This window comes from Terrimonas alba, assembly GCF_042434975.1.
GTDB lineage: Bacteria > Bacteroidota > Bacteroidia > Chitinophagales > Chitinophagaceae > Terrimonas_B > Terrimonas_B alba.
This window is the reverse complement of the sequence record NZ_JBHMQM010000002.1, coordinates 691,122-710,110: the sequence shown is the minus strand read 5'-3', so window position 1 is coordinate 710,110 and position 18,989 is coordinate 691,122. Positions and strand designations below refer to the sequence as shown.

At 41.9% G+C, this 18,989-nt stretch carries 16 protein-coding genes; 9 read left to right on the top strand and 7 right to left on the bottom strand.

Annotation, left to right across the window (positions count from 1 at the left end; all coding sequences use genetic code 11):
• Window positions 1-8 precede the first annotated feature (8 nt).
• Both porW and ACFEL9_RS07875 read left to right on the top strand, forming a co-directional pair.
• A complete protein-coding gene (gene porW, locus ACFEL9_RS07880; RefSeq protein ID WP_385888050.1) occupies window positions 9-2,954 on the top strand; it encodes a type IX secretion system periplasmic lipoprotein PorW/SprE in 2,946 nt (981 codons plus the stop codon).
• Window positions 2,955-3,092: 138 nt separating this feature from the next.
• Entirely contained in the window at window positions 3,093-5,510 is a 2,418-nt protein-coding gene (locus ACFEL9_RS07875) for a transglycosylase domain-containing protein (protein ID WP_385888047.1), read from the top strand.
• A 61-nt stretch (window positions 5,511-5,571) separates the two neighbouring features.
• Here the strand turns inward: ACFEL9_RS07875 and ACFEL9_RS07870 are convergent, their stop codons facing one another.
• On the bottom strand, window positions 5,572-6,162 hold the full coding sequence (locus ACFEL9_RS07870; protein ID WP_385888044.1) for a methyltransferase domain-containing protein: 591 nt from the start codon (window positions 6,160-6,162) through the stop codon (window positions 5,572-5,574).
• 194 nt (window positions 6,163-6,356) lie between these two features.
• Between ACFEL9_RS07870 and ACFEL9_RS07865 the strand changes: the two genes are divergently transcribed.
• From ACFEL9_RS07865 to ACFEL9_RS07845, 5 genes are all read left to right on the top strand, one after another.
• Window positions 6,357-7,139: a universal stress protein gene (locus ACFEL9_RS07865; RefSeq protein WP_385888042.1), complete on the top strand. Its 783-nt coding sequence runs from the start codon at window positions 6,357-6,359 to the stop codon at window positions 7,137-7,139.
• Window positions 7,140-7,414: 275 nt separating this feature from the next.
• Entirely contained in the window at window positions 7,415-8,860 is a 1,446-nt protein-coding gene (locus ACFEL9_RS07860) for an arginine deiminase family protein (RefSeq protein WP_385888039.1), read from the top strand.
• 109 nt (window positions 8,861-8,969) lie between these two features.
• Window positions 8,970-9,881, top strand: a complete 912-nt coding sequence (gene ctlX / locus ACFEL9_RS07855; protein WP_385888037.1) for a citrulline utilization hydrolase CtlX — start codon at window positions 8,970-8,972, stop codon at window positions 9,879-9,881.
• Window positions 9,882-9,928: 47 nt separating this feature from the next.
• The gene (locus ACFEL9_RS07850) at window positions 9,929-10,279 is read left to right on the top strand and encodes a hypothetical protein (protein WP_385888035.1); all 351 of its coding nucleotides are present in this window, start codon (window positions 9,929-9,931) and stop codon (window positions 10,277-10,279) included.
• A 157-nt stretch (window positions 10,280-10,436) separates the two neighbouring features.
• Window positions 10,437-11,027: a DUF1684 domain-containing protein gene (locus tag ACFEL9_RS07845; protein WP_385888032.1), complete on the top strand. Its 591-nt coding sequence runs from the start codon at window positions 10,437-10,439 to the stop codon at window positions 11,025-11,027.
• Window positions 11,028-11,030: 3 nt separating this feature from the next.
• On the opposite strand, the gene ACFEL9_RS07840 is transcribed toward ACFEL9_RS07845, so the two are convergent.
• The gene (locus tag ACFEL9_RS07840; protein WP_385888030.1) at window positions 11,031-11,918 is read right to left on the bottom strand and encodes an SDR family oxidoreductase; all 888 of its coding nucleotides are present in this window, start codon (window positions 11,916-11,918) and stop codon (window positions 11,031-11,033) included.
• A 391-nt stretch (window positions 11,919-12,309) separates the two neighbouring features.
• On the opposite strand from ACFEL9_RS07840, the gene pfkA reads away from it, so the two are divergent.
• On the top strand, window positions 12,310-13,296 hold the full coding sequence (gene pfkA / locus ACFEL9_RS07835; protein ID WP_385888027.1) for a 6-phosphofructokinase: 987 nt from the start codon (window positions 12,310-12,312) through the stop codon (window positions 13,294-13,296).
• 48 nt (window positions 13,297-13,344) lie between these two features.
• Window positions 13,345-14,841: a pyruvate kinase gene (gene pyk / locus ACFEL9_RS07830; RefSeq protein WP_385888026.1), complete on the top strand. Its 1,497-nt coding sequence runs from the start codon at window positions 13,345-13,347 to the stop codon at window positions 14,839-14,841.
• Between the two features lie 86 nt (window positions 14,842-14,927).
• On the opposite strand, the gene ACFEL9_RS07825 is transcribed toward pyk, so the two are convergent.
• The 5 genes from ACFEL9_RS07825 to ACFEL9_RS07805 all read right to left on the bottom strand — a co-directional run bounded on the left by ACFEL9_RS07825 (window position 14,928) and on the right by ACFEL9_RS07805 (window position 18,933).
• Window positions 14,928-15,350, bottom strand: a complete 423-nt coding sequence (locus ACFEL9_RS07825) for a DUF1761 domain-containing protein (protein WP_385888023.1) — start codon at window positions 15,348-15,350, stop codon at window positions 14,928-14,930.
• Between the two features lie 95 nt (window positions 15,351-15,445).
• On the bottom strand, window positions 15,446-16,186 hold the full coding sequence (locus tag ACFEL9_RS07820) for a 3-keto-disaccharide hydrolase (RefSeq protein WP_385888021.1): 741 nt from the start codon (window positions 16,184-16,186) through the stop codon (window positions 15,446-15,448).
• A gap of 9 nt (window positions 16,187-16,195) precedes the next feature.
• Entirely contained in the window at window positions 16,196-16,600 is a 405-nt protein-coding gene (locus tag ACFEL9_RS07815) for a c-type cytochrome (RefSeq protein WP_385888018.1), read from the bottom strand.
• A gap of 29 nt (window positions 16,601-16,629) precedes the next feature.
• The gene (locus ACFEL9_RS07810; protein WP_385888015.1) at window positions 16,630-17,685 is read right to left on the bottom strand and encodes a sugar phosphate isomerase/epimerase family protein; all 1,056 of its coding nucleotides are present in this window, start codon (window positions 17,683-17,685) and stop codon (window positions 16,630-16,632) included.
• Window positions 17,686-17,760: 75 nt separating this feature from the next.
• On the bottom strand, window positions 17,761-18,933 hold the full coding sequence (locus tag ACFEL9_RS07805; protein ID WP_385888012.1) for a Gfo/Idh/MocA family protein: 1,173 nt from the start codon (window positions 18,931-18,933) through the stop codon (window positions 17,761-17,763).
• Window positions 18,934-18,989: the final 56 nt, after the last annotated feature.

The following is an 18,989-nucleotide window of genomic DNA, read 5'->3' as shown; positions in this document are numbered from 1 at the left end:
GCTAGCGCATGTCACTGACCCGATATATTATCCTGGTATTATCATCTTTTTTGTTGAGCCAACTGGCAGTGCCGGCTTTTGGCCAGTTAGGTATCGCACTCGACGTAAAAAAACCGAAAGAGTTTGAGAACAGGGTGTTGCGATCAGAAAAATCAGATCAAAAAAAATTTACCACCCCTAAACGATTCATTCAAAATACCATTACGCATTACAATTATTTCTTCAATGCGAATAATAAGCTGAACGAAGTGCTCGACAGGGCCAAGTCAAATTTTAAAGAAGACTATGCTGAGCTGCTCCCTTTTTATAACTATACCCTTGATGAAACCGCTGCAGACAGCATTCAGTTGGACTCTATTTCGTATAAAGCTCAAACCGGTATCGTATTGCATGACCTCCGGAACGACTGGGTTGATAATCTTTACCTGCTGTGGGGCGCCTCCTATTACCTGAAGCAACAGTTTGATTCAGCTCATTTGATGTTCCAGTTCATCAATTATGCATTTGCCGAAAAGGAAAAAGATGGGTACTACAAAACAATCGGCAGTGCCAGGGACGGCAACAGTGCTATCGCTATTTCTACAAAAGAAAAAAATACGCTTAGCAAACGCATATTTTCCGAGCCGCCCAGCCGGAATGACGCCTTTATCTGGCAGATCAGGAATCATTTGGCACAGGATCAATTTGCTGATGCCTCCAGCCTGATACAGGCATTGAAAAATGATCCTCAATTTCCGGCCCGTTTGCACAACGACCTGGAGGAAGTACAGGCCTACTATTTTTATAAACAAAAAAATTGGGACAGCGCTGTCGTACATCTTGAAAACGCGTTGAGCAATGCGACCCGCAAAAGTGAAAAAGCAAGATGGGAATTTTTACTCGGACAACTTTATGAACTTACGGGCAAAAGAACAGAAGCAGAAAAATGGTACAATGAATCAGTAAATCATACTACTGATCCGATCATGGATGTATATGCCAGATTAGGTATGGTGAGGGTGAATAAAGACAGCAGCGAAGATTATATTGATAAAAACATCGCCACTCTATTGAAAATGGCAAAACGCGATAAATACCTGGACTATCGTGACATCATTTACTATATGGCGGCTCAAATGGAACTGGAGCGAAACAATATTGACGGAGCCTTGCCATTGCTTTTAAAAAGCACGAAATACAATACTAACAATCCTTCCCAGCGCAACAGAGCTTTTTTACAACTGGCCGATCTTTCCTTTATCAAACGACAATATCGCCAATCGTACAATTTTTATGACAGCCTTCAACTGGGCGATCCAACCATCGAAGATCCCCAGGCCATCACTGAAAGAAAGGAACTGTTGGCAAGACTTGCGGCCAGCATTGAAATCGTGGCAAGACAGGATAGCCTGCAACGGATAGCTGCCATGCCTGAAGATGAAAGAAAAGACTTTATAAAAAAACTGGTACGCAAGCTGCGCAAGGAACAGGGACTGAAAGACGAAGGTGTTGTACTTAAGAAATTTAACACCAAAGAGGAAGCTGCTCCGTCACTCTTTATCGACAGTGACAAAAAAGGGGAATGGTATTTCTATAATAAGAATTCACGTGACAAAGGTCTTGCTGATTTCGAATCCAGGTGGGGTCGCCGGCAAAATACTGATAACTGGCGGCGCATGGCCACGCAAAATGCCGGCATCAGGCCAAAAGCAGGACATCGACCTACGGTAGTGAATCAAGCTGCCACTTCAGATCAGTCGCAGGAAATTACATACGATCTTCTTTTTGAAAGGCTTCCGCTGACGCCGGAAAAAATTGAACTCTCAAATGACTCCATTCAAAACGCATTGTTTGAGACTGGTCTTATATACATTAAAGAACTGGAAGATTGTGCAGGCGGCACTGAAACACTTGAAAAGTTGAGAGAACGTTTTCCTCAATTCAAAAAAATGTCTGAATTGCTCTTTAACCTTTATTACTGTTACAATAAAAATGGGGAAACGACGAAGGCTGGTGAAATAAAAAAATTGATGAGTGAAAAATATCCCGGTCAACTCTTTACCACAATCATTACCACCGGGAAAAACCCGATAACAAAAGGCCCTCAGCCAGAAGCGACAAAGACATATGAAAAGATCTATGATCTTTTTATTGAAGGAAATTTTGCTGAAGCCCTGGCGATGAAAAAAAGTGCGGACAGTACGCACGGCAGTAATTACTGGACACCTCAATTACTGTATATCGAAGCGGTATATCACATCAAACAAAGGGATGATAGCACGGCAGCTGTTGTTCTGAATAATATCCTGCGAACGTTTAGCAGTACACCATTGGCAGCCAGGGCTGAAACCATGCTGAATGTATTAAAACGCCGCAAAGAAATAGAAGATGAGCTACGGAATATGGTGATCGTAATGCCGGCAGAAGATAGTGTGGCAAGACAACCGATAAAAATTATTCCGCGAACAGTAACCCAATTACCCACAAAAGATACGGTTGTTATCAAGCCGGTGCAGCAACCATTAGTGGTCAATAAACCCGCTGTTGATAGTGTCAGCAAACAATTCTTCAAGCAGACTTCCGACCCAACAGCTTATAGTTTTGAAGCCAATGCCCCGCATTATGTGATCATTATTTTAAACAAAATCGACCCCATATTTGTCAACGAAACAAAGAATGCTTTTGCACGGCACAACCGGGACAACTACTATAACAAACAAATGCAGGCTGAATTGATCGATATCGATGCCGACAATCGCCTGTTGCTGATCAGTCCTTTTCAAAATGCCGTTGAAGCTATCACTTATGTAGATCAAACCAAACCAAGAACTGCTACAGAAATTATTCCGTGGTTAAAGGGTGGTAAGTACAGTTTTTCGATTATTACGGAACGGAACCTCGAAATTCTAAAAAGCAGTAAGGACCTGGAGAAATACAAACAGTTTTTGGATAAAAATCTTCCGGGAAAATTTTAAGTATTTGCGTAAAAAGATCATTGCTTTTTACTACTACCAGTAATCATCTTTTAACTAATTTCGGTTTGCTTTTTGCTAACCTATTTATTTATCGTCCCGTTGAATTTAGGCAAGCCACAGCAATAAAAAAATATTCAAATGACAAAATCAGTTCGCATTTTCTGGCGCATTTTTCTTTTTGGCTTATTGGCATTTGCTTTACTGATCGCATTGGCCAATTTTGGCGTGTTTGGAAATATGCCTTCCCTGCAAGAATTAGAAAATCCATCCATACAGCAAGCTTCTGAAGTAATTGCCAATGACGGTACCCTGATGGGCAAATATTATACAGAGCGGGGCAACCGCAGCAATGTAAAATTCCGCGATATTTCTGGCAATGTCACCAATGCGCTGATCGCTACCGAAGACGAACGTTTTTACAATCATGCGGGTATTGACTTCAAATCTACCCTGCGTGCCGTATTTACTTTAGGCGGCCAGGGCGGTGGCAGTACTATTACCCAACAATTGGCCAAGGCATTGCTGGAGCAGGGAAGTAAAAACAGGGCATGGCGGGTAATTGAAAAATTAAAAGAATGGATCATTGCAGTAAAGCTAGAAAGAAATTTTACCAAAGAAGAGATTCTGACCTTGTACCTGAATGCGGTTCCGTTTGGTAATAATATCTATGGCATTCGTAATGCCTCCCGCACTTTTTTTCAAAAAGAACCGGATCGCCTGAAAGTAGAGGAAGCTGCATTGCTGGTGGGTATGTTAAAAGGAAATACAATTTATAACCCCGTACGAAACCCGAAGGCAGCATTGGATCGTCGCAACGTGGTAATTGGTCAAATGGAAGTGAATGGAAAGATAGCTGCGGCTGAAGCGGCAAAATTAAAAGCATTGCCGATCGATATAACACGTTATAAAAAACTGGATGAGAATACCGGTTATGCTCCTTATTTCCGCGAAGTATTGAAAGATGAAGTGAGGGCCGCATTAAAAGGATTGGAAAAACCCAATGGAGAACCGTACGATATTTATAAAGACGGGTTGAGAATTTATACGACCATCAATCCGCGTATGCAGGAATATGCAGAAGAGGCGACTGCCTCCCAAATGCCTGTTCTTCAAAAAGCATTGAATGCACAGCGGATGATAAAGACCGGGTCCGTATGGAAGGGCCATGAGAATGTGTTGCAGGCTGAAATGAAAAAAAGTGATCGCTGGCGATATTTAGCGGATGAAGGCTTTACCGACAAAGAAATAAAAGCAACTTTCTACAAAAAAGTGCCGATGAAAGTTTTTGCCTGGAATAGCCATCGTGAAAAAGATACGGTGATGACGCCCTATGATTCCATCAAATACCACCGGCAAATGGTACAAGCGGCTTTTATGGTGATGGACCCGTTGACCGGCGAAGTAAGAGCCTGGGTTGGCGGCATCAATTTCAAAACTTATAAATACGATCATGCTAACCTGAAGACAAAACGCCAGGTTGGCTCTACCATCAAACCGCTGCTGTATGCGCAGGCCATGGAAGAAAGAGGTTTTACTCCTGAAACAGAGGTGATAGACCAGCAACAAAGTTTCGGTAAGAATCAGTTAGTACCTGCTACTACCAAAACCTGTAGTGGAAGAACCATGACAATGGCTTCAGCATTGGCCTGGTCAAAAAACTGTGCAACGGCCTATATCATGAAGCAGGTTGGTGCTAAACAGTTTGCCGATTTCCTGGGACGTATCAATATCCCGACTAAAGTGGAAGCCTTTCCATCTATCGCCCTTGGAGCCTGTGATCTTTCACTATTTGAAATGTTATGGGGCTATTCCATTTTTGCCGGTCGCGGGTTTTCAACCAAACCATTTTTTATCAGCCGCATTGAAGATAGAAATGGGAATGTCATCAAACGTTTTGATTACAGTGTAAACCGTAAAGAAGCAATCAGCGAGATCACTGCTTACCGCATGGCAAGAATGATGCAGGGCACTGTTGATGTGGGAACTGCTGCAGGCCTGAGAAACAGGTTAGGCGCTGCAGAAATGGCCGGCAAAACAGGTACCACCAATGACAATGCAGATGCCTGGTATATGGGCTATACTCCTCAACTGTTAGGTGGCGTTTGGGTGGGTTGTGATGATCGTTTTATCAGGAACGAAAGTGCAGGTGGCTTTGGCGGTGCAGCGGCCAGGCCAATTTGGGAAGCATTTTTTAAAAAAATATATGCAGATAAATCGCTGGGAATAGAGAGAGACGCACATTTTGTACAGCCTGCTGATTATGACAATCAAATCAACAGCGCCGATATCATGCCCGTGGATACTGCCCCCAATCCGGAAGCAGAGGGTGCTGACCAGGGAGTGGGTACAGCCGATGATTACAATTATATTGGCCCCGAATCAAAACCAGTGGTTGAAGATGATGCACCCAAACCGACAAAAAAAGATTCATTAGGCAACCAAAATCCTGGCGATAAAAAAAAGAGTGAAAGCAAGCCTATCGGTTCACCCACCGATGAGCCTAAAAAAAAGAAAGGATTCTTGAAAAAAATATTCGGTAAAAAAGAAGAACAATAAAAAGGACATAAAAAAAACCGGCTCTGATGAGGCGGTTTTTTTTATTGGGTCATTGTAATCTTTATTCTTTTATCCAATATTTCAACAAGTTATTTACTTCGCTTCCTCCCTCCAGATAACCCGGCGGCAAAATATCATCCATGCCATGAAAAGTGACAACCCTGGTGCCGGATGGCTTTCTGGATAACTGCCGATAGAGGTATCGGCTATATTGGTTATATAACTCTATGGAATAATTGACGTTCTCATCGATCTTATGGGTATGAATAAGATTTTCATAAAATGAATTGTAAAAGTAAAAGTGATCATAGTGAGAAAAATCCAGCTCCATGAAATTGCCTTTGACAAAAGACACATTGGTCATACCCAAAAAAAGCCGGGCTTTCTCAGCATAAGCCACCAGGTCTTCCCGCTGCTCAATGCCGTAATAAAATGCATTGGGTTTGTAGTAGGCGGCAGCGAGGCAAAATTTGCCAATGCCGCTGCCAATATCCAATATCTTCACACCAGCTTCCGCTGCCAGGAAATCAGCCGCCTTCTGTGCTATCCGCAACGGTGTCCAATGATTGCGGGCCAATTCATGAACGGAAGCAGGGAATAAAGCATGAAACTGGTTGTCGGAACTAAACCATTTATCTAAATCCTGTTTCACGTCATCGGTCATTTTATCTTCTAATTAAATGCAAACTTAATCTTCCCTTCTTTCTAAAAGTATTTTACAGGCTAAACAAATTTTTGATTTTTGATGACTTTCTTTATTTTCAGTTTCTTTGTTTACGAAACCAACCAACCCTTTATAAAAACTGAGAAGCTTATGAGGGACTCTAACCAGCAAACATCTTTAATATGAGAGACATTATTATTCCGGTAGACTTTTCCGAAACTTCTTTAAATGCGGTTCGCTACGCTACTAAAATGCTAAGCGGAAAAGCAAATGCCCGTGTCATCCTCTATAATATGTTCAAAGACGAGGAAGAAGCTACGACAGCGACACAATATCTTGAAAGTCTTAAAGCAGAAATGGAAGAAAGTGGTGTAAGCAATATTGAGATCATAAAAGAGCTTGGCTCTGACCTGATTGATAACCTTAGCCGGTTGGCCTACCAGAAAACCGCTGAAATGATTGTGATGGGCATCACTGAAAAAGATGAGTGGAGGCAATTCTTCATGGGCAGCAATACGGTGAAAATGGCGGAAGAAGGAATATGCCCGGTGATGATCATTCCACCGGCTGCCAAGTTTAATGGCATTAACAATGTAAGCCTGGCTTCTGATTTTAAGGATGTAGATGCAACACCTGTTTTAGCAATTAAAACGGTGCTGGGAATATTTAATGCCAACCTGCATATTGTGAATGTAGACAACGAGCATTATGTAGCGCTGACTGAAGAATACCTCACCGAAAGAGCCAAAATGCAGCAGATGTTCGCTGAATTCAATCCTGAATTCTACTTTATCGGTATGAATGATTTTTATGAGGCGGTGGATCAATTTTCAAGGGATAAAAATATCGACCTGCTGATCGTTGTTCCCAAGAATCATACATTTATGAACAGCCTGTTTAGCAGCAGTCATACTAAAAAACTTGCTTTTAATAGTTCAGTTCCTTTGCTGGCCGTGCATCAATAATCACTAAAAGTTGATATTCCGGGTTTGATGTTTGAGGGTTTAAACTTCAAACATCAAACCTCAAACAATCATCACCCCATTTGCCCTCGGGCCGTTATTCCTTACCTTTACAGTACGATTGCAGGTTTTATGCGCCGAAACACTGATATCCGCATGAACAGATTTGCCGGTTTCATCCCGGCCAATTTTTATATCCCCGATTGATATATCTGCGTAAGCACTCTTTAGAAGCACAAGCTTCTTACATAAATTTTTGGGTTAAAAAGATTGACTGTATGGCAAAAATGAAGAATAAGATTAATGTCACTTCTGAAATTGGCACTTTACGACGCTTATTGGTACACAGTCCTGATAGCGGCCTGGGAAAAGTAGTTCCGTCAAAAGCCCAGGACTGGCTATTTGAAGATATTGTCCATCTCGAAACTATCCGCCGTAAAGAATATGACTATTATACCAAACTATTACTTTACTTTCTTGATCCCGAAAAGATCAGGGGTCGATTAAAACATATTGATGACAATGAAAATGAGTTTAGTTTTTATAAACCGGATCACAACCATTTTTTTAAGTCCGATAAAGTAGTAGAACTGCAATGGTTGTTGGGTGAAATACTGGAAGACCATGAAATCAAACTGAAGCTGGTTGCTTCCGTGTGTGCCATCGAAAATTGCTCATACGAGCTACAGGACCAGCTGGCACAGTTAGACGGAAAAGAATTAGCGAAAGTCTTTATCAGCGGCACCTCCAACGATAAGGAAATGCTCTTCCCTCCTATTCCCAACCTGATCTTTACCCGTGATATTGGTATCGTTATCAATGATCATATTCTGCTAAACAAGCCGGCAAAAAAAGCAAGAACCCGTGAAGCATTGCTCGTAAAATATATTTTCTATTCGCATCCACTCTTTGCCGACTATCGTAACAACATTATTGAACTGCCCAATACTTCTTATCATTTTTTATTACCCCGCGATGGAGATGATAAAAAGGTGACGCTGGAAGGTGGTGACATAATGGTTGTCACCAAAGATCACCTGCTGGTGGGCATCAGTGAAAGAACAACGATGGAAGCGGCACATCAGTGTATTAAAATTCTGTTTGAAAAAAATATCGTCAAGAAAATCACGATTGTAAAAATCCCCAAGAAAAGGGATTACATGCATATTGATACGGTGTTCACCCAGGTAAAACGAAACGTTTGGGTATTACTTGGCGCTTTTTCCCGCAAAGCTATTAAGATGGAAGATGCCGACCCGGTACAGAGAGTTTTGGAGGGAAGCAAAAAAGAAGATAAAATAAGTATCATCCAGTTCCGGAAAAAAGATCCTTCAACACCGGAATATTTTGACAACCTGGAAGAACTATTGATCGATATAAGTAAGAACGACCTTGGCTGTGATGAAAAAGTAAAGTTCATTTACTCGGGCAATAACGAATTTCCTTTTGATGCAAGAGAGCAGTGGACCGATTCCTGCAATCTGCTGGCATTAAAGGAAGGTGTTGTGTTAGGCTACGACAGGAACGACAAAACAATGGAAGCCTTTAAGCAAGCAGGATTCGGCATTATCCATGCACACGAACTCGTCAATAAACTGGAAAATGGCGAGATAGAAGTCAAAGAAATTGAAAATACGCTGATCACTATGCCGTCCGCAGAATTGTCGAGAGCAAGAGGAGGTTTTCATTGTATGAGTATGCCGCTTTTGAGAGATGATGTCTGAGGACAGAAGCCTGAAGCCCGATGTCTGGAGCCAGAAATAAACTCCAGCCTTGGGCTCTGACTCCCGACCTCTGACATCCCGATTCTTACTTCCAACTTCAATCTTTTTTATGCAAACGACATCCCACTTACTAATGATACAACCGGTGAATTTTGGCTACAATGCCGAAACAGCCGTTAACAATGCATTCCAGGTAAAAAGCAATGAAGCGGATATACAACAAAAAGCATTGACTGAATTCGGCGATTTTGTCAATGTTTTACGAACAAATGGAGTTGAAGTAACAGTTGTGGAAGACACTCTCCTCCCCCATACTCCGGATTCTATCTTCCCGAACAACTGGGTTTCGTTTCATCACGATGGAACATTGTTGCTTTACCCGATGTATGCAGTCAACAGGCGGGCTGAAAGGAAAGAACATGTACTGGACACCATCACCAAAAAATTTTCCATTGCTAAGAAAATTGATCTTAGCAATTACGAAAACGAAAATATCTTTTTGGAAGGAACAGGAAGCATGGTGCTGGACAGGGACAATCATATCGCCTATGCCTGCCTTTCTCCGCGAACCAACGAAAAAGTGCTCGCTGACTTTTGCACAAAAATGGGATACAGACCGGTAGTGTTTAATGCAACCGACGGCAATGGACAGGCTATTTATCATACCAATGTGTTGATGTGCGTAGCGGATAGATACGTGGTGATCTGCCTCGAAAGTATTTCCGATCCTGAACAGCAAAGAATGGTAGCAGATACAATTATTAACAGCCATAAGAAAATCATTGCTATTACCCTTCACCAGGTCAATCATTTTGCCGGTAATATGTTGCAGGTAGAAAATGACAAGGGTGAAAAGCTGCTTGTCATGTCGACACAAGCCTATGATGCGTTGACAAACGATCAAATAGAAGAACTTAGCAGGTACAACAGGATCATTCACTCACCGCTTACTACCATAGAAACAAATGGTGGTGGTAGTGCCCGCTGCATGATGGCCGAAGTTCATTTGCCACTCTTGTAAACACATGCAACGAAAATCAAACCGGCGCTGTCAGCGAAAAAAAAGCTATGCGGCAGTCCTTACTTCCTATTTTCACCCTTTTGTTTTTAAGCCTTTCGTGCACAAAAAACAATGACGATTTCGTAACCGGAAGAGTTGAAGTAAAAGGCGGATGCTTCGCCGATTCGTGGCTGGTATCGATTGATAACCCGGACCCGGATAAATATTCGTTCTTACGGGCTACTGTCCTAAGCGGTACAGCCTTTAATTGCAGCAATGCGGTTTTTATCAATTTGCCATCATCTCTTGGGACAACAGGTACAAGGATCCGGTTTAAGTATATCAGCACGGAGGTTTCCTGTCTTTCCAGTTCCGAAGCTCCCAATCATATAATGGTAAAAAACCTGGCCCGTCGTTGATAAAAAGCGAATCAGTATTTTCGACTTATGAAATGAGCCGTGATAATGTCTATCACCCGCTGTAAGTTCTTTTGGCGAACCTGTCTGCCGGCAGGTAAGATTCCATAACTTGTCCCGAAATGCTTCGGGATGGCCAAAAAACAATAAAAATGAACATATGAAAACTATAGTTTATAGCATTTTTATTTTGATCGCATTCACCAGCCAAGCCCAGGACAGCTATAGGGATTCGTTGCAAAAGTATTTGACTGATTATGTAAAGAAACATGAAGTGGTGACGGGTGAAGACAAGCAGTTTTTAAGCTTCTACCCTATTACTGAAAAATATAAAGTAACAGCCTTGTTTGAAAAAAAGCCTGACAGCAAATGGTTTTCGATGGAAACATCGGGTATCATTAAAAAAACGTTCCGGGTATACGGTGTTGCACATTTTACTATTAATGATACCGCTGTGAGTCTGAACATTTACCAGTCGCAAAACCTGATGAATACCGACGAATATAAAGATCACCTGTTTCTTCCCTTTACCGACCTTACCAGTGGGGAAGAAACCTATGCGGCCGGACGTTATATTGATATGAGCACTTCAGATATTATTTATAACAAAGTGATAATCGATTTCAACAAAGCTTACAATCCTTACTGTGCTTATATCAGCGGGAAGTACAATTGCCCCATTCCGCCCAAAGAAAACCAACTGCCTGTTATGATTGCAGCGGGTGAAAAAGTATTTGCAAAAAACCATTAGCATTCAGGCAAAAGTTTTCTTCAACCCTTCGTCAAATGAAATTGGGTCAAAGCCTAGCTGTGTTTTGGCCTTATCTATGATGAATCCTGTTTTGGGGGGCCGCCTGGCAGGTTGAGTGAAGTGAGTCGCCGTTACCCTGGTGATTAAATTTTTATCCAACCCAAGATGATCGGCTGCCCTGCAGGCCATTTGGTAAGGCGTCATAATATCTTTCCCTGACAAATGGAAAATACCTGTCGCTTTTTTTTGAATGATCTGCACAATTCCCCTGGCAAGGTCTTCTACATAAGTTGGCGTCCTTATTTGATCATCCACCACATTATATGTCTCGCCTTTTTCAAGTTTCTCTTTTACTATCGTTAAAATATTGGAACGGTTGAATGCAGGCTTTCCATACACCAGCACCGTTCTTACAATTGCCCAGTCAAACTCATATTCTCTTACTGCTTCCTCGCCTTCCTGTTTCGTTTTTCCATAATAATTGACAGGCGCGGGACTATCTTCTTCTGTATACATTCCCTTCTCGCCGTTAAAAACAAAATCGGTTGAAATAAAAACGAAAAAGCTCTTCCATTCAGCCGCATTCATCAGCACATTCACCGTTCCTTCCACATTTACCAGGTAGGCCTGCCACTGTTGCAATTCACATTCATCGGGTTTACTCATGGCGCCTGCATGTACCACTATCTCCGGGTGAAAGTTTTCAAACACATCATGTACCCTGTAGGGGTCTGTGAAATCCATTTGAACGTAGGTAAAATTATCCTTGTCCGTAAATGGCAGGCGGCACTCGCCTTTGCCGCTGGCAATTACATTAAATCCCGCCTCCAGTAGCTGTTGCACCAAGTAATATCCTAAAAATCCGTTTGCGCCGGTTATCAATATATTCATAGCTCAAAAATAAAAGAGGATGCCCAAACAATTGGACGAATCAAGGATCACAACGGGCACAAAAAGACACGAACCTGCCTGCGGTAGCTAATCGTTACCTAAATTTTTTTTAATACTTCATAAAGAGCTACGGCTTGCAAAAGCGACTCATATAGAATATAGATTACATTTTTGTTCAAAAAATCAATTCCCTGATCCTTTTATGGTCATTTTGAAATTAAATAATCAGAAACCCGACTAACACCTATTCGTATAGTTTTTTAAGGAATATGTTGCACCCACACACAATGCGAACAAAACCTTACTTTTGGTGCGTTTTTTAAGGACCATTTTGAATGGGACTGGTATTAAAAACAAGATTTATTTATAAAACAGCTATTTACAAAATCTAATGTCAAAAAAAGTCACAAAGATTGGGGTTCTAACATCAGGAGGCGATTCACCGGGCATGAATGCGGCAATCCGGGCGGTAGTACGTACAGGTATTCATCACGGTCTTGAAGTTTACGGTATTATGCGCGGATACCAGGGCATGCTCGAAGACGATATCTTTAGAATGGAGTCAAGATCAGTAGCCAATATAATTCAGCGTGGCGGTACTATATTAAAAACAGCACGTTGTAAAGAATTTATGGAATATGAGGGCCGTAAAAAAGCATATGCCAACCTTAGCAAACGGGGCATTGACGGCCTTGTGATCATTGGTGGTGATGGTAGCTTTCGCGGCGCACAAATTTTCAGCAATGAGTTTGATATTCCCTGTATAGGTCTTCCCGGTACAATTGATAAAGACATGGCCGGCACCGATGTTACTATCGGTTTTGACACAGCCGTCAATACAGCCATCAGCGCCATCGATAAGATCCGGGATACCATGGATGCACACGACCGTCTTTTTATAGTAGAAGTGATGGGGCGTGATGCTGGTTATATCGCCCTGCATAGCGGTATTGCTACCGGCGCTGAAAATATCCTGATTCCGGAAACAAAAACAGATATTGAAACAATCATTGCCGGGCTTACTGAAAAAGAGAAGAGAAAGAAACTGGTAAACCTGATCGTGGTTGCCGAAGGCTATGACGAAGCGGGTGGCGCCAGCGGCCTTGCCGAAATCATTAAAAAAAGACTGCCGACTGCTGACGTACGTATTTGTGTACTCGGTCACATTCAGCGTGGCGGATCACCTACCTGCGACGACAGACTAATCGCAAGTCACATGGGCTATTATGCGGTGGAGAGTTTGCTGGTTGGCCGCCGGAATGTAATGGTAGGTGTAATTAACAATAAAATACATTACACACCACTTGATAAAGCAGTAAAAGAAAAACAAAAGATAGGGCAGGAATGGATGAAGATCGTTAAGATTCTTGCATCTTAAGAGAAGAAAACGTAACCCAGGAATCACTCTAATAACTAACTACACAACATGACTAAAAAAGCTCAAAAATATTTCCATAAAGAAATGGATAAGGATGCCGGCATTTTGCATACTTATCATAAAACCAAAATCGTTGCAACGGTTGGACCTGCCTGTGATACCTATGAAAAATTATTGGAACTCGTAAAAGTAGGCGTCAATGTATTCCGGCTCAACTTTTCTCACGGCACTCATGAGAACAAGGCGATGATTATCGATCATATTCGTAAAATCAACAAAAACGAACCGTATAACATCGCTATTTTGGGAGACCTGCAGGGCCCTAAACTTCGGGTGGGCGATATTGAAAACGGGGCATTGAAAATAGAACCCGGTGATATCCTCACTTTTACATCCAAGGAAAAAGTGGTGGGCACTAAAGAAAAAATTTATATTTCTTATCCCAACCTGCACAATGATGTGAAAGTGGGAGAAAAAATAATGATCGATGATGGTAAACTGGAAGTAGTAGTGGTTGAGGTTACAGCATCCGGTGATGTAAAAGTGAGAGTGACCTACGGCGGCATGTTACTTCCCAAAAAAGGCGTGAATCTTCCGGATACAGCTATTTCGCTGCCGGCTATGACGGAAAAAGACATGGAAGACTTTGAGTTCATCGTTGAAAATGAACTGGATTGGATAGCCTTGTCTTTTGTTCGTAAAGCAGAAGATATCATTAATCTGAAAAAGTTGGTAACGGACAAGAAAAGCTCCATCAAGGTGATGGCGAAAATTGAAATGCCATCGGCTCTTACAGACCTACGCAATATTATACTTGAATCGGATGGTGTGATGGTGGCACGTGGCGACCTGGGAGTAGAGTTGCCCGTTGAAAAAGTCCCCATGGCACAACGGGATATCATCCGCAAATGTATTCACCGCGGCAAACCTGTGATCGTTGCTACGCAAATGATGGAAAGTATGATCGACCGGGTGAAACCCAACCGTAGTGAAATCACCGACGTTGCCAATGCTGTACTGGAAGGAGCTGATGCCGTGATGTTAAGCGGAGAAACAGCAACAGGACAGCACCCGGCATTGGTGGTAGAAACCATGCGTAAGATCATCATGGAGGTTGAGCGAACGGAGTATCGTTATGACCGTGAACAGGATTTAAAGCCTATTGCCCACTCCCCTTCATTCCTGAGCGATGCTATTTGTTACAATGCCTGTAAGATCGCCAGCGATATTTCAGCCAACGCCCTGATCGGAATGACGCAAAGTGGTTATACCGGCTGGATGTTGAGTAGCTATCGTCCAAAATCTCCTTTATATATATTCACCAAAAAGCGTACGCTGGTGAATCAATTAAGTTTGAGCTGGGGTGTTAGGGCATTCTACTACGACGAGGAAGAAAGTCTGGATGATATCTTTCATGATCAAATAGTTATTTTAAAAGAACGTGGTTTTTTAAAAACAGGTGATATCATTGTAAGTACAGGTAGTACTCCGGTTCACCTGCACTTGCCTACAAACGTGTTAAAGATCACCAAAGTAGAAGATTAAGATTTTATAGTTAACGGATGACAGTCGACCGGTTATTGGGAAAATCAATTTTCTCCTTACTTGTCAACTGTCATCTTTTATTATAATTACCTCCAAAGCACCAGTATAATGGCTGCTAGTATATGACCCGCAAGGTGATAGCCGCAATCAATAAAGTATAATGCGGTAGGCCGGCTTTCATAGATAAATGAAATAGCAACTGAAGTAGTTGCAAAACAAATTCCTGTTATCAACCCCAGCTTAAGCCCTGAAGGAAGAAGGTGCAAATCGATTCGGTTGATCAGCAACGCAAGACCAACACTGGTGAGCAGGATAAGAACAAATGTTCCAATCATCATTTGGGCCATTCCCTTTCCTTTTTCCGGATCATTCATCTCAATCCCTACCAGTGAAGCCCATTTGGCGCCAAATAGGGCTTTGGAATACCAGATTGCCCCTAACATAAAATAAGTAATAGTGGCAACTAATACTGCCAGCCAGTTAATGTTGGACAAAATCGCTGTGTTCATAATAGTTGGTTTTAGTAGTAGAAAAATACCTCTATTTTTTGCATAAAAAAAGAGGGACTATCAGTCCCTCCTTTTTCATTTCTTTTTAGGAAAGCTTACAGTTTTCTCACCTTAATATTTCTGTACCACACATTATTACCGTGATCCTGCAAAGCGATCTTTCCCTTTTTATAGGTGCCAAAATCGGACAGGCTCTTGAATTTACTACCGGCAACCATTTTTTTCCAGTTATCATCCCACATAGTAGTTGAAACTATGTTTTCCCCGTTGAGATATAAATCCAGCTTGCCATTTACACATTTGATTTCAGCCGTGTTCCATTCCAAAGCTGGCTTCACTGTTTCTTTTGAACTGGAAATAAGGTCATACAGATCACCCGCTCTGTGTTTAATAATTTTGGCATCGGGGTGGCCATTATTATCCAATACCTGCATTTCAGGACCAGTGTACCAGGGCCATTTATATTTCGCCGCATCTTCATGCACATAAAAAATAACACCGCTATTTCCATTTGTGTCGATCTTCCAGTCATACTTGAAATGAAAATTATCAAACTCCTGCTCAGTGACGATATCTCCACCTGCATCTTTTATTGCTGCATTCAAATGAAGCGTTCCATCCTCCACACCCCATGCAGCACCAACCGGGCTGTTTCCATACTTATGCCAACCGTTTGTAGTTGTTCCGTCAAACAGCAATTCCCAGCCTTCTTTTTTTTCTTGTTGCGTAAGTGTATTGGGCGACATAGCAGAAGCTTGGGAAGTCTTTTTGGAGGAAGCATTATTACAGGCAAACAGCAGCGCTGACGAGCTAATAATCAGAATGTGTTTTAACATGAAGGGGTATTAATTTTTTAATAAAAGAATGTATTTAACCATCTGTTCAGCATCTGCCTGGGACAGGGTGGGATGTGCCGTCATGGGTACCTGACCCCAAACTCCTACACCTCCTTTGATAATTTTTTCAGCCAATTTGGGAACGATGTCGGAACCTTCACTTGCATATTTATTAGCTACTTCCCTGTAAGCAGGACCTGTTAACTTTTCATCCACTTTATGACAGGTTAAACAATCGCTTTTTGCGATCAATGCTAAGCCAGCCTGGTAATCGGGATGTTCAGAAATGGGAGTCTCAGCCGGCGCTGCTTTTTCTTCTTTTGATTCAGTAGCAGTATCCTTTTTCTCTGTGTTGCCACCGCCGCAGGATGCGAGGGTTGCAAGTGTTATAACCGTAACAAATATTCTTTTCATGGTTTGTTTATTTTAGTGACACAAAAATATTAACTCAATCCTAATAATGAGCGATTAAATGCTTCATCAGCTTTTACACCGGCAAAATCATCAAATGCTTTTTCCGTAACCCGGATAATATGCTTTTGAATAAACTCAGCTCCTTCCCTTGCACCATCTTCGGGATGTTTCAAACAACATTCCCATTCCATCACGGCCCAACCTTTGTAATCATATTCGGTCAGTTTGCTGAAGATAGTCTTAAAATCAACCTGCCCATCACCCGGAGAACGATAACGTCCTGCCCGGTTCAGCCAACTTTGATAACCACCGAATGTTCCCTGCTTACCGGTTGAATTGAATTCTGCATCTTTTACATGAAAAGCTTTTATTCTTTCATGGTAAAAATCGATGTATTGAATATAGTCTAACTGCTGTAATACAAAATGCGAAGGATCGTAAAGCAGGCATGCACGGGCATGATTATTTACCTTTTCTAAAAACATTTCATATGTAACGCCATCAAATAAATCTTCCCCGGGATGGATCTCATAGCACACATCTACACCGCATTCGTCAAAATAATTGAGAATAGGCAACCACCTGTTAGCTAATTCTTTGAATCCTTCGTCGACCAATCCGGCGGGACGTTGCGGCCATGGATGAAATGTGTGCCACAATAACGACCCACTAAATGTTGCGTGAGCTTTCAATCCTAAATTTTGCGAGGCTTTTGCTCCATATTTCAATTGCTGGATGGCCCATTCTGTTCTGGCCTTGGGATTTTTCTTTACAGCATCCGGTGCAAAAGCATCAAACAGGTCGTCATAGGCAGGATGCACGGCTACCAGTTGTCCCTGCAAGTGTGTGGACAATTCAGATATTTCCAATCCACATTCGTTGATGATGCCTTTTATCTCATCAGCGTAGGTTTTGCTTTCAGCTGCCTTTTGTATATCGATGCATCGTGGATCCCAGGTGGGGATCTGAACAGCTTTGAATCCTAAACCCTCTGCCCATAAGCAAATGGATCTAAGATTATTGAATGGCTGCTTATCGTCGAGAAACTGTGCCAGGAAAATTCCGGGTCCTTGAATTGTAGTCATTGTTATATCTAATTGTTGTTTTTTTGACGATTATTTGTTACCAGTTACCGGTAACTGGTAACCGGAAACATATTATTAACTTAATTCGATCCACTTCCTCTCACTCTTCCCGCTTTCAATCACCTTTTCCACAAAAGCCATTCCTCTTACACCTTCATCGACACCGGGGAAATCAAGCCATTCAGGCTGCGGTTCGCCGCCACTCATTTTTGCTTTCACACATAATGCAAAATTTCTGTAATGATTGGCAAATGCTTCCAGGTAAGCCTCAGGGTGACCAGCAGGAACACGGCAGTTATGTTTTGCATAACTGGTTAAATAAGGAGTGCCTGTTCTGTACACTTCTGTTGGTTTATCCAGCCATTTTACCAATAATGTATTGGCATCTTCCTGTTGCCATTCCACACCGCCTTTTTCACCATACACTCTTATCTTCAAATTATTTTCTTCACCGGCGGCGATTTGTGTGGCAAATAAAACGCCGCTGGCCCCATTGTCAAATTTCAACAAAACATTTCCATCATCATCCAACTTTCTTCCTTCCACTACAATATTAATGTCAGCACAAAGTTTTGTTACGTTCAAACCACTAACGTATTCTGCCAGGTTAAATGCATGAGTGCCTATATCACCCATTGCACCGGCGATTCCGCTTTGAGCAGGATCTGTACGCCAGGCTGCCTGCTTGCGTGAGTGATGAGTTCCTCCCTGCTCTTCTAAAAAATCAGACAACCATCCTTGCGGATACTCCACATACACTTTACGAATTTTTCCAAACTTATCGCTTAATACCTGTTGTCTTGCTTCTTTAACCATTGGATAACCTGTATAGGTATGTGTGAGGCAAAAAAACAATTGACTTTTTTTCGCTATTTCTTGTAGAATTTTACCCTCTCTTAAATCAAATGCCAAGGGCTTGTCAAGCACTACATGAAATCCATTTTCTAATGCCAGTTTGGCTGGTTCAAAATGAACATGATTCGGAGTGACGATACTTACAAAATCCATTCGCTCATCTACAGGCAATGAGTTTTCAGCTCGTATCATTTCTTTATATGATCCGTAGATGCGCTGTGGCGGCAGGTTTAACAACTCACCAGCCTGTTTAGATTTTTCTGGATCGCTGCTAAAAGCACCGCATACCAATTCAATTTCGCCATCCATATTGGCTGCAATGCGGTGTACTCCGCCAATAAAAGCACCAGGGCCGCCCCCTACCATTCCCATTCGTAATTTTCTATGCAACATTTCAAACATTTGTTAGTGAAGAGAGAATTATTTTTTTCTCTCGTAAAATAAATATG

Coding starts and splice junctions, on each gene's coding strand:
- porW (WP_385888050.1), top strand. CDS start 9: ATGTCACTGACCCGATATATTATCCTGGTATTATCATCTTTTTTGTTG.
- ACFEL9_RS07875 (WP_385888047.1), top strand. CDS start 3,093: ATGACAAAATCAGTTCGCATTTTCTGGCGCATTTTTCTTTTTGGCTTA.
- ACFEL9_RS07865 (WP_385888042.1), top strand. CDS start 6,357: ATGAGAGACATTATTATTCCGGTAGACTTTTCCGAAACTTCTTTAAAT.
- ACFEL9_RS07860 (WP_385888039.1), top strand. CDS start 7,415: ATGGCAAAAATGAAGAATAAGATTAATGTCACTTCTGAAATTGGCACT.
- ctlX (WP_385888037.1), top strand. CDS start 8,970: ATGCAAACGACATCCCACTTACTAATGATACAACCGGTGAATTTTGGC.
- ACFEL9_RS07850 (WP_385888035.1), top strand. CDS start 9,929: ATGCGGCAGTCCTTACTTCCTATTTTCACCCTTTTGTTTTTAAGCCTT.
- ACFEL9_RS07845 (WP_385888032.1), top strand. CDS start 10,437: ATGAAAACTATAGTTTATAGCATTTTTATTTTGATCGCATTCACCAGC.
- ACFEL9_RS07840 (WP_385888030.1), bottom strand. CDS start 11,918: ATGAATATATTGATAACCGGCGCAAACGGATTTTTAGGATATTACTTG.
- pfkA (WP_385888027.1), top strand. CDS start 12,310: ATGTCAAAAAAAGTCACAAAGATTGGGGTTCTAACATCAGGAGGCGAT.
- pyk (WP_385888026.1), top strand. CDS start 13,345: ATGACTAAAAAAGCTCAAAAATATTTCCATAAAGAAATGGATAAGGAT.
- ACFEL9_RS07825 (WP_385888023.1), bottom strand. CDS start 15,350: ATGAACACAGCGATTTTGTCCAACATTAACTGGCTGGCAGTATTAGTT.
- ACFEL9_RS07820 (WP_385888021.1), bottom strand. CDS start 16,186: ATGTTAAAACACATTCTGATTATTAGCTCGTCAGCGCTGCTGTTTGCC.
- ACFEL9_RS07815 (WP_385888018.1), bottom strand. CDS start 16,600: ATGAAAAGAATATTTGTTACGGTTATAACACTTGCAACCCTCGCATCC.
- ACFEL9_RS07810 (WP_385888015.1), bottom strand. CDS start 17,685: ATGACTACAATTCAAGGACCCGGAATTTTCCTGGCACAGTTTCTCGAC.
- ACFEL9_RS07805 (WP_385888012.1), bottom strand. CDS start 18,933: ATGTTGCATAGAAAATTACGAATGGGAATGGTAGGGGGCGGCCCTGGT.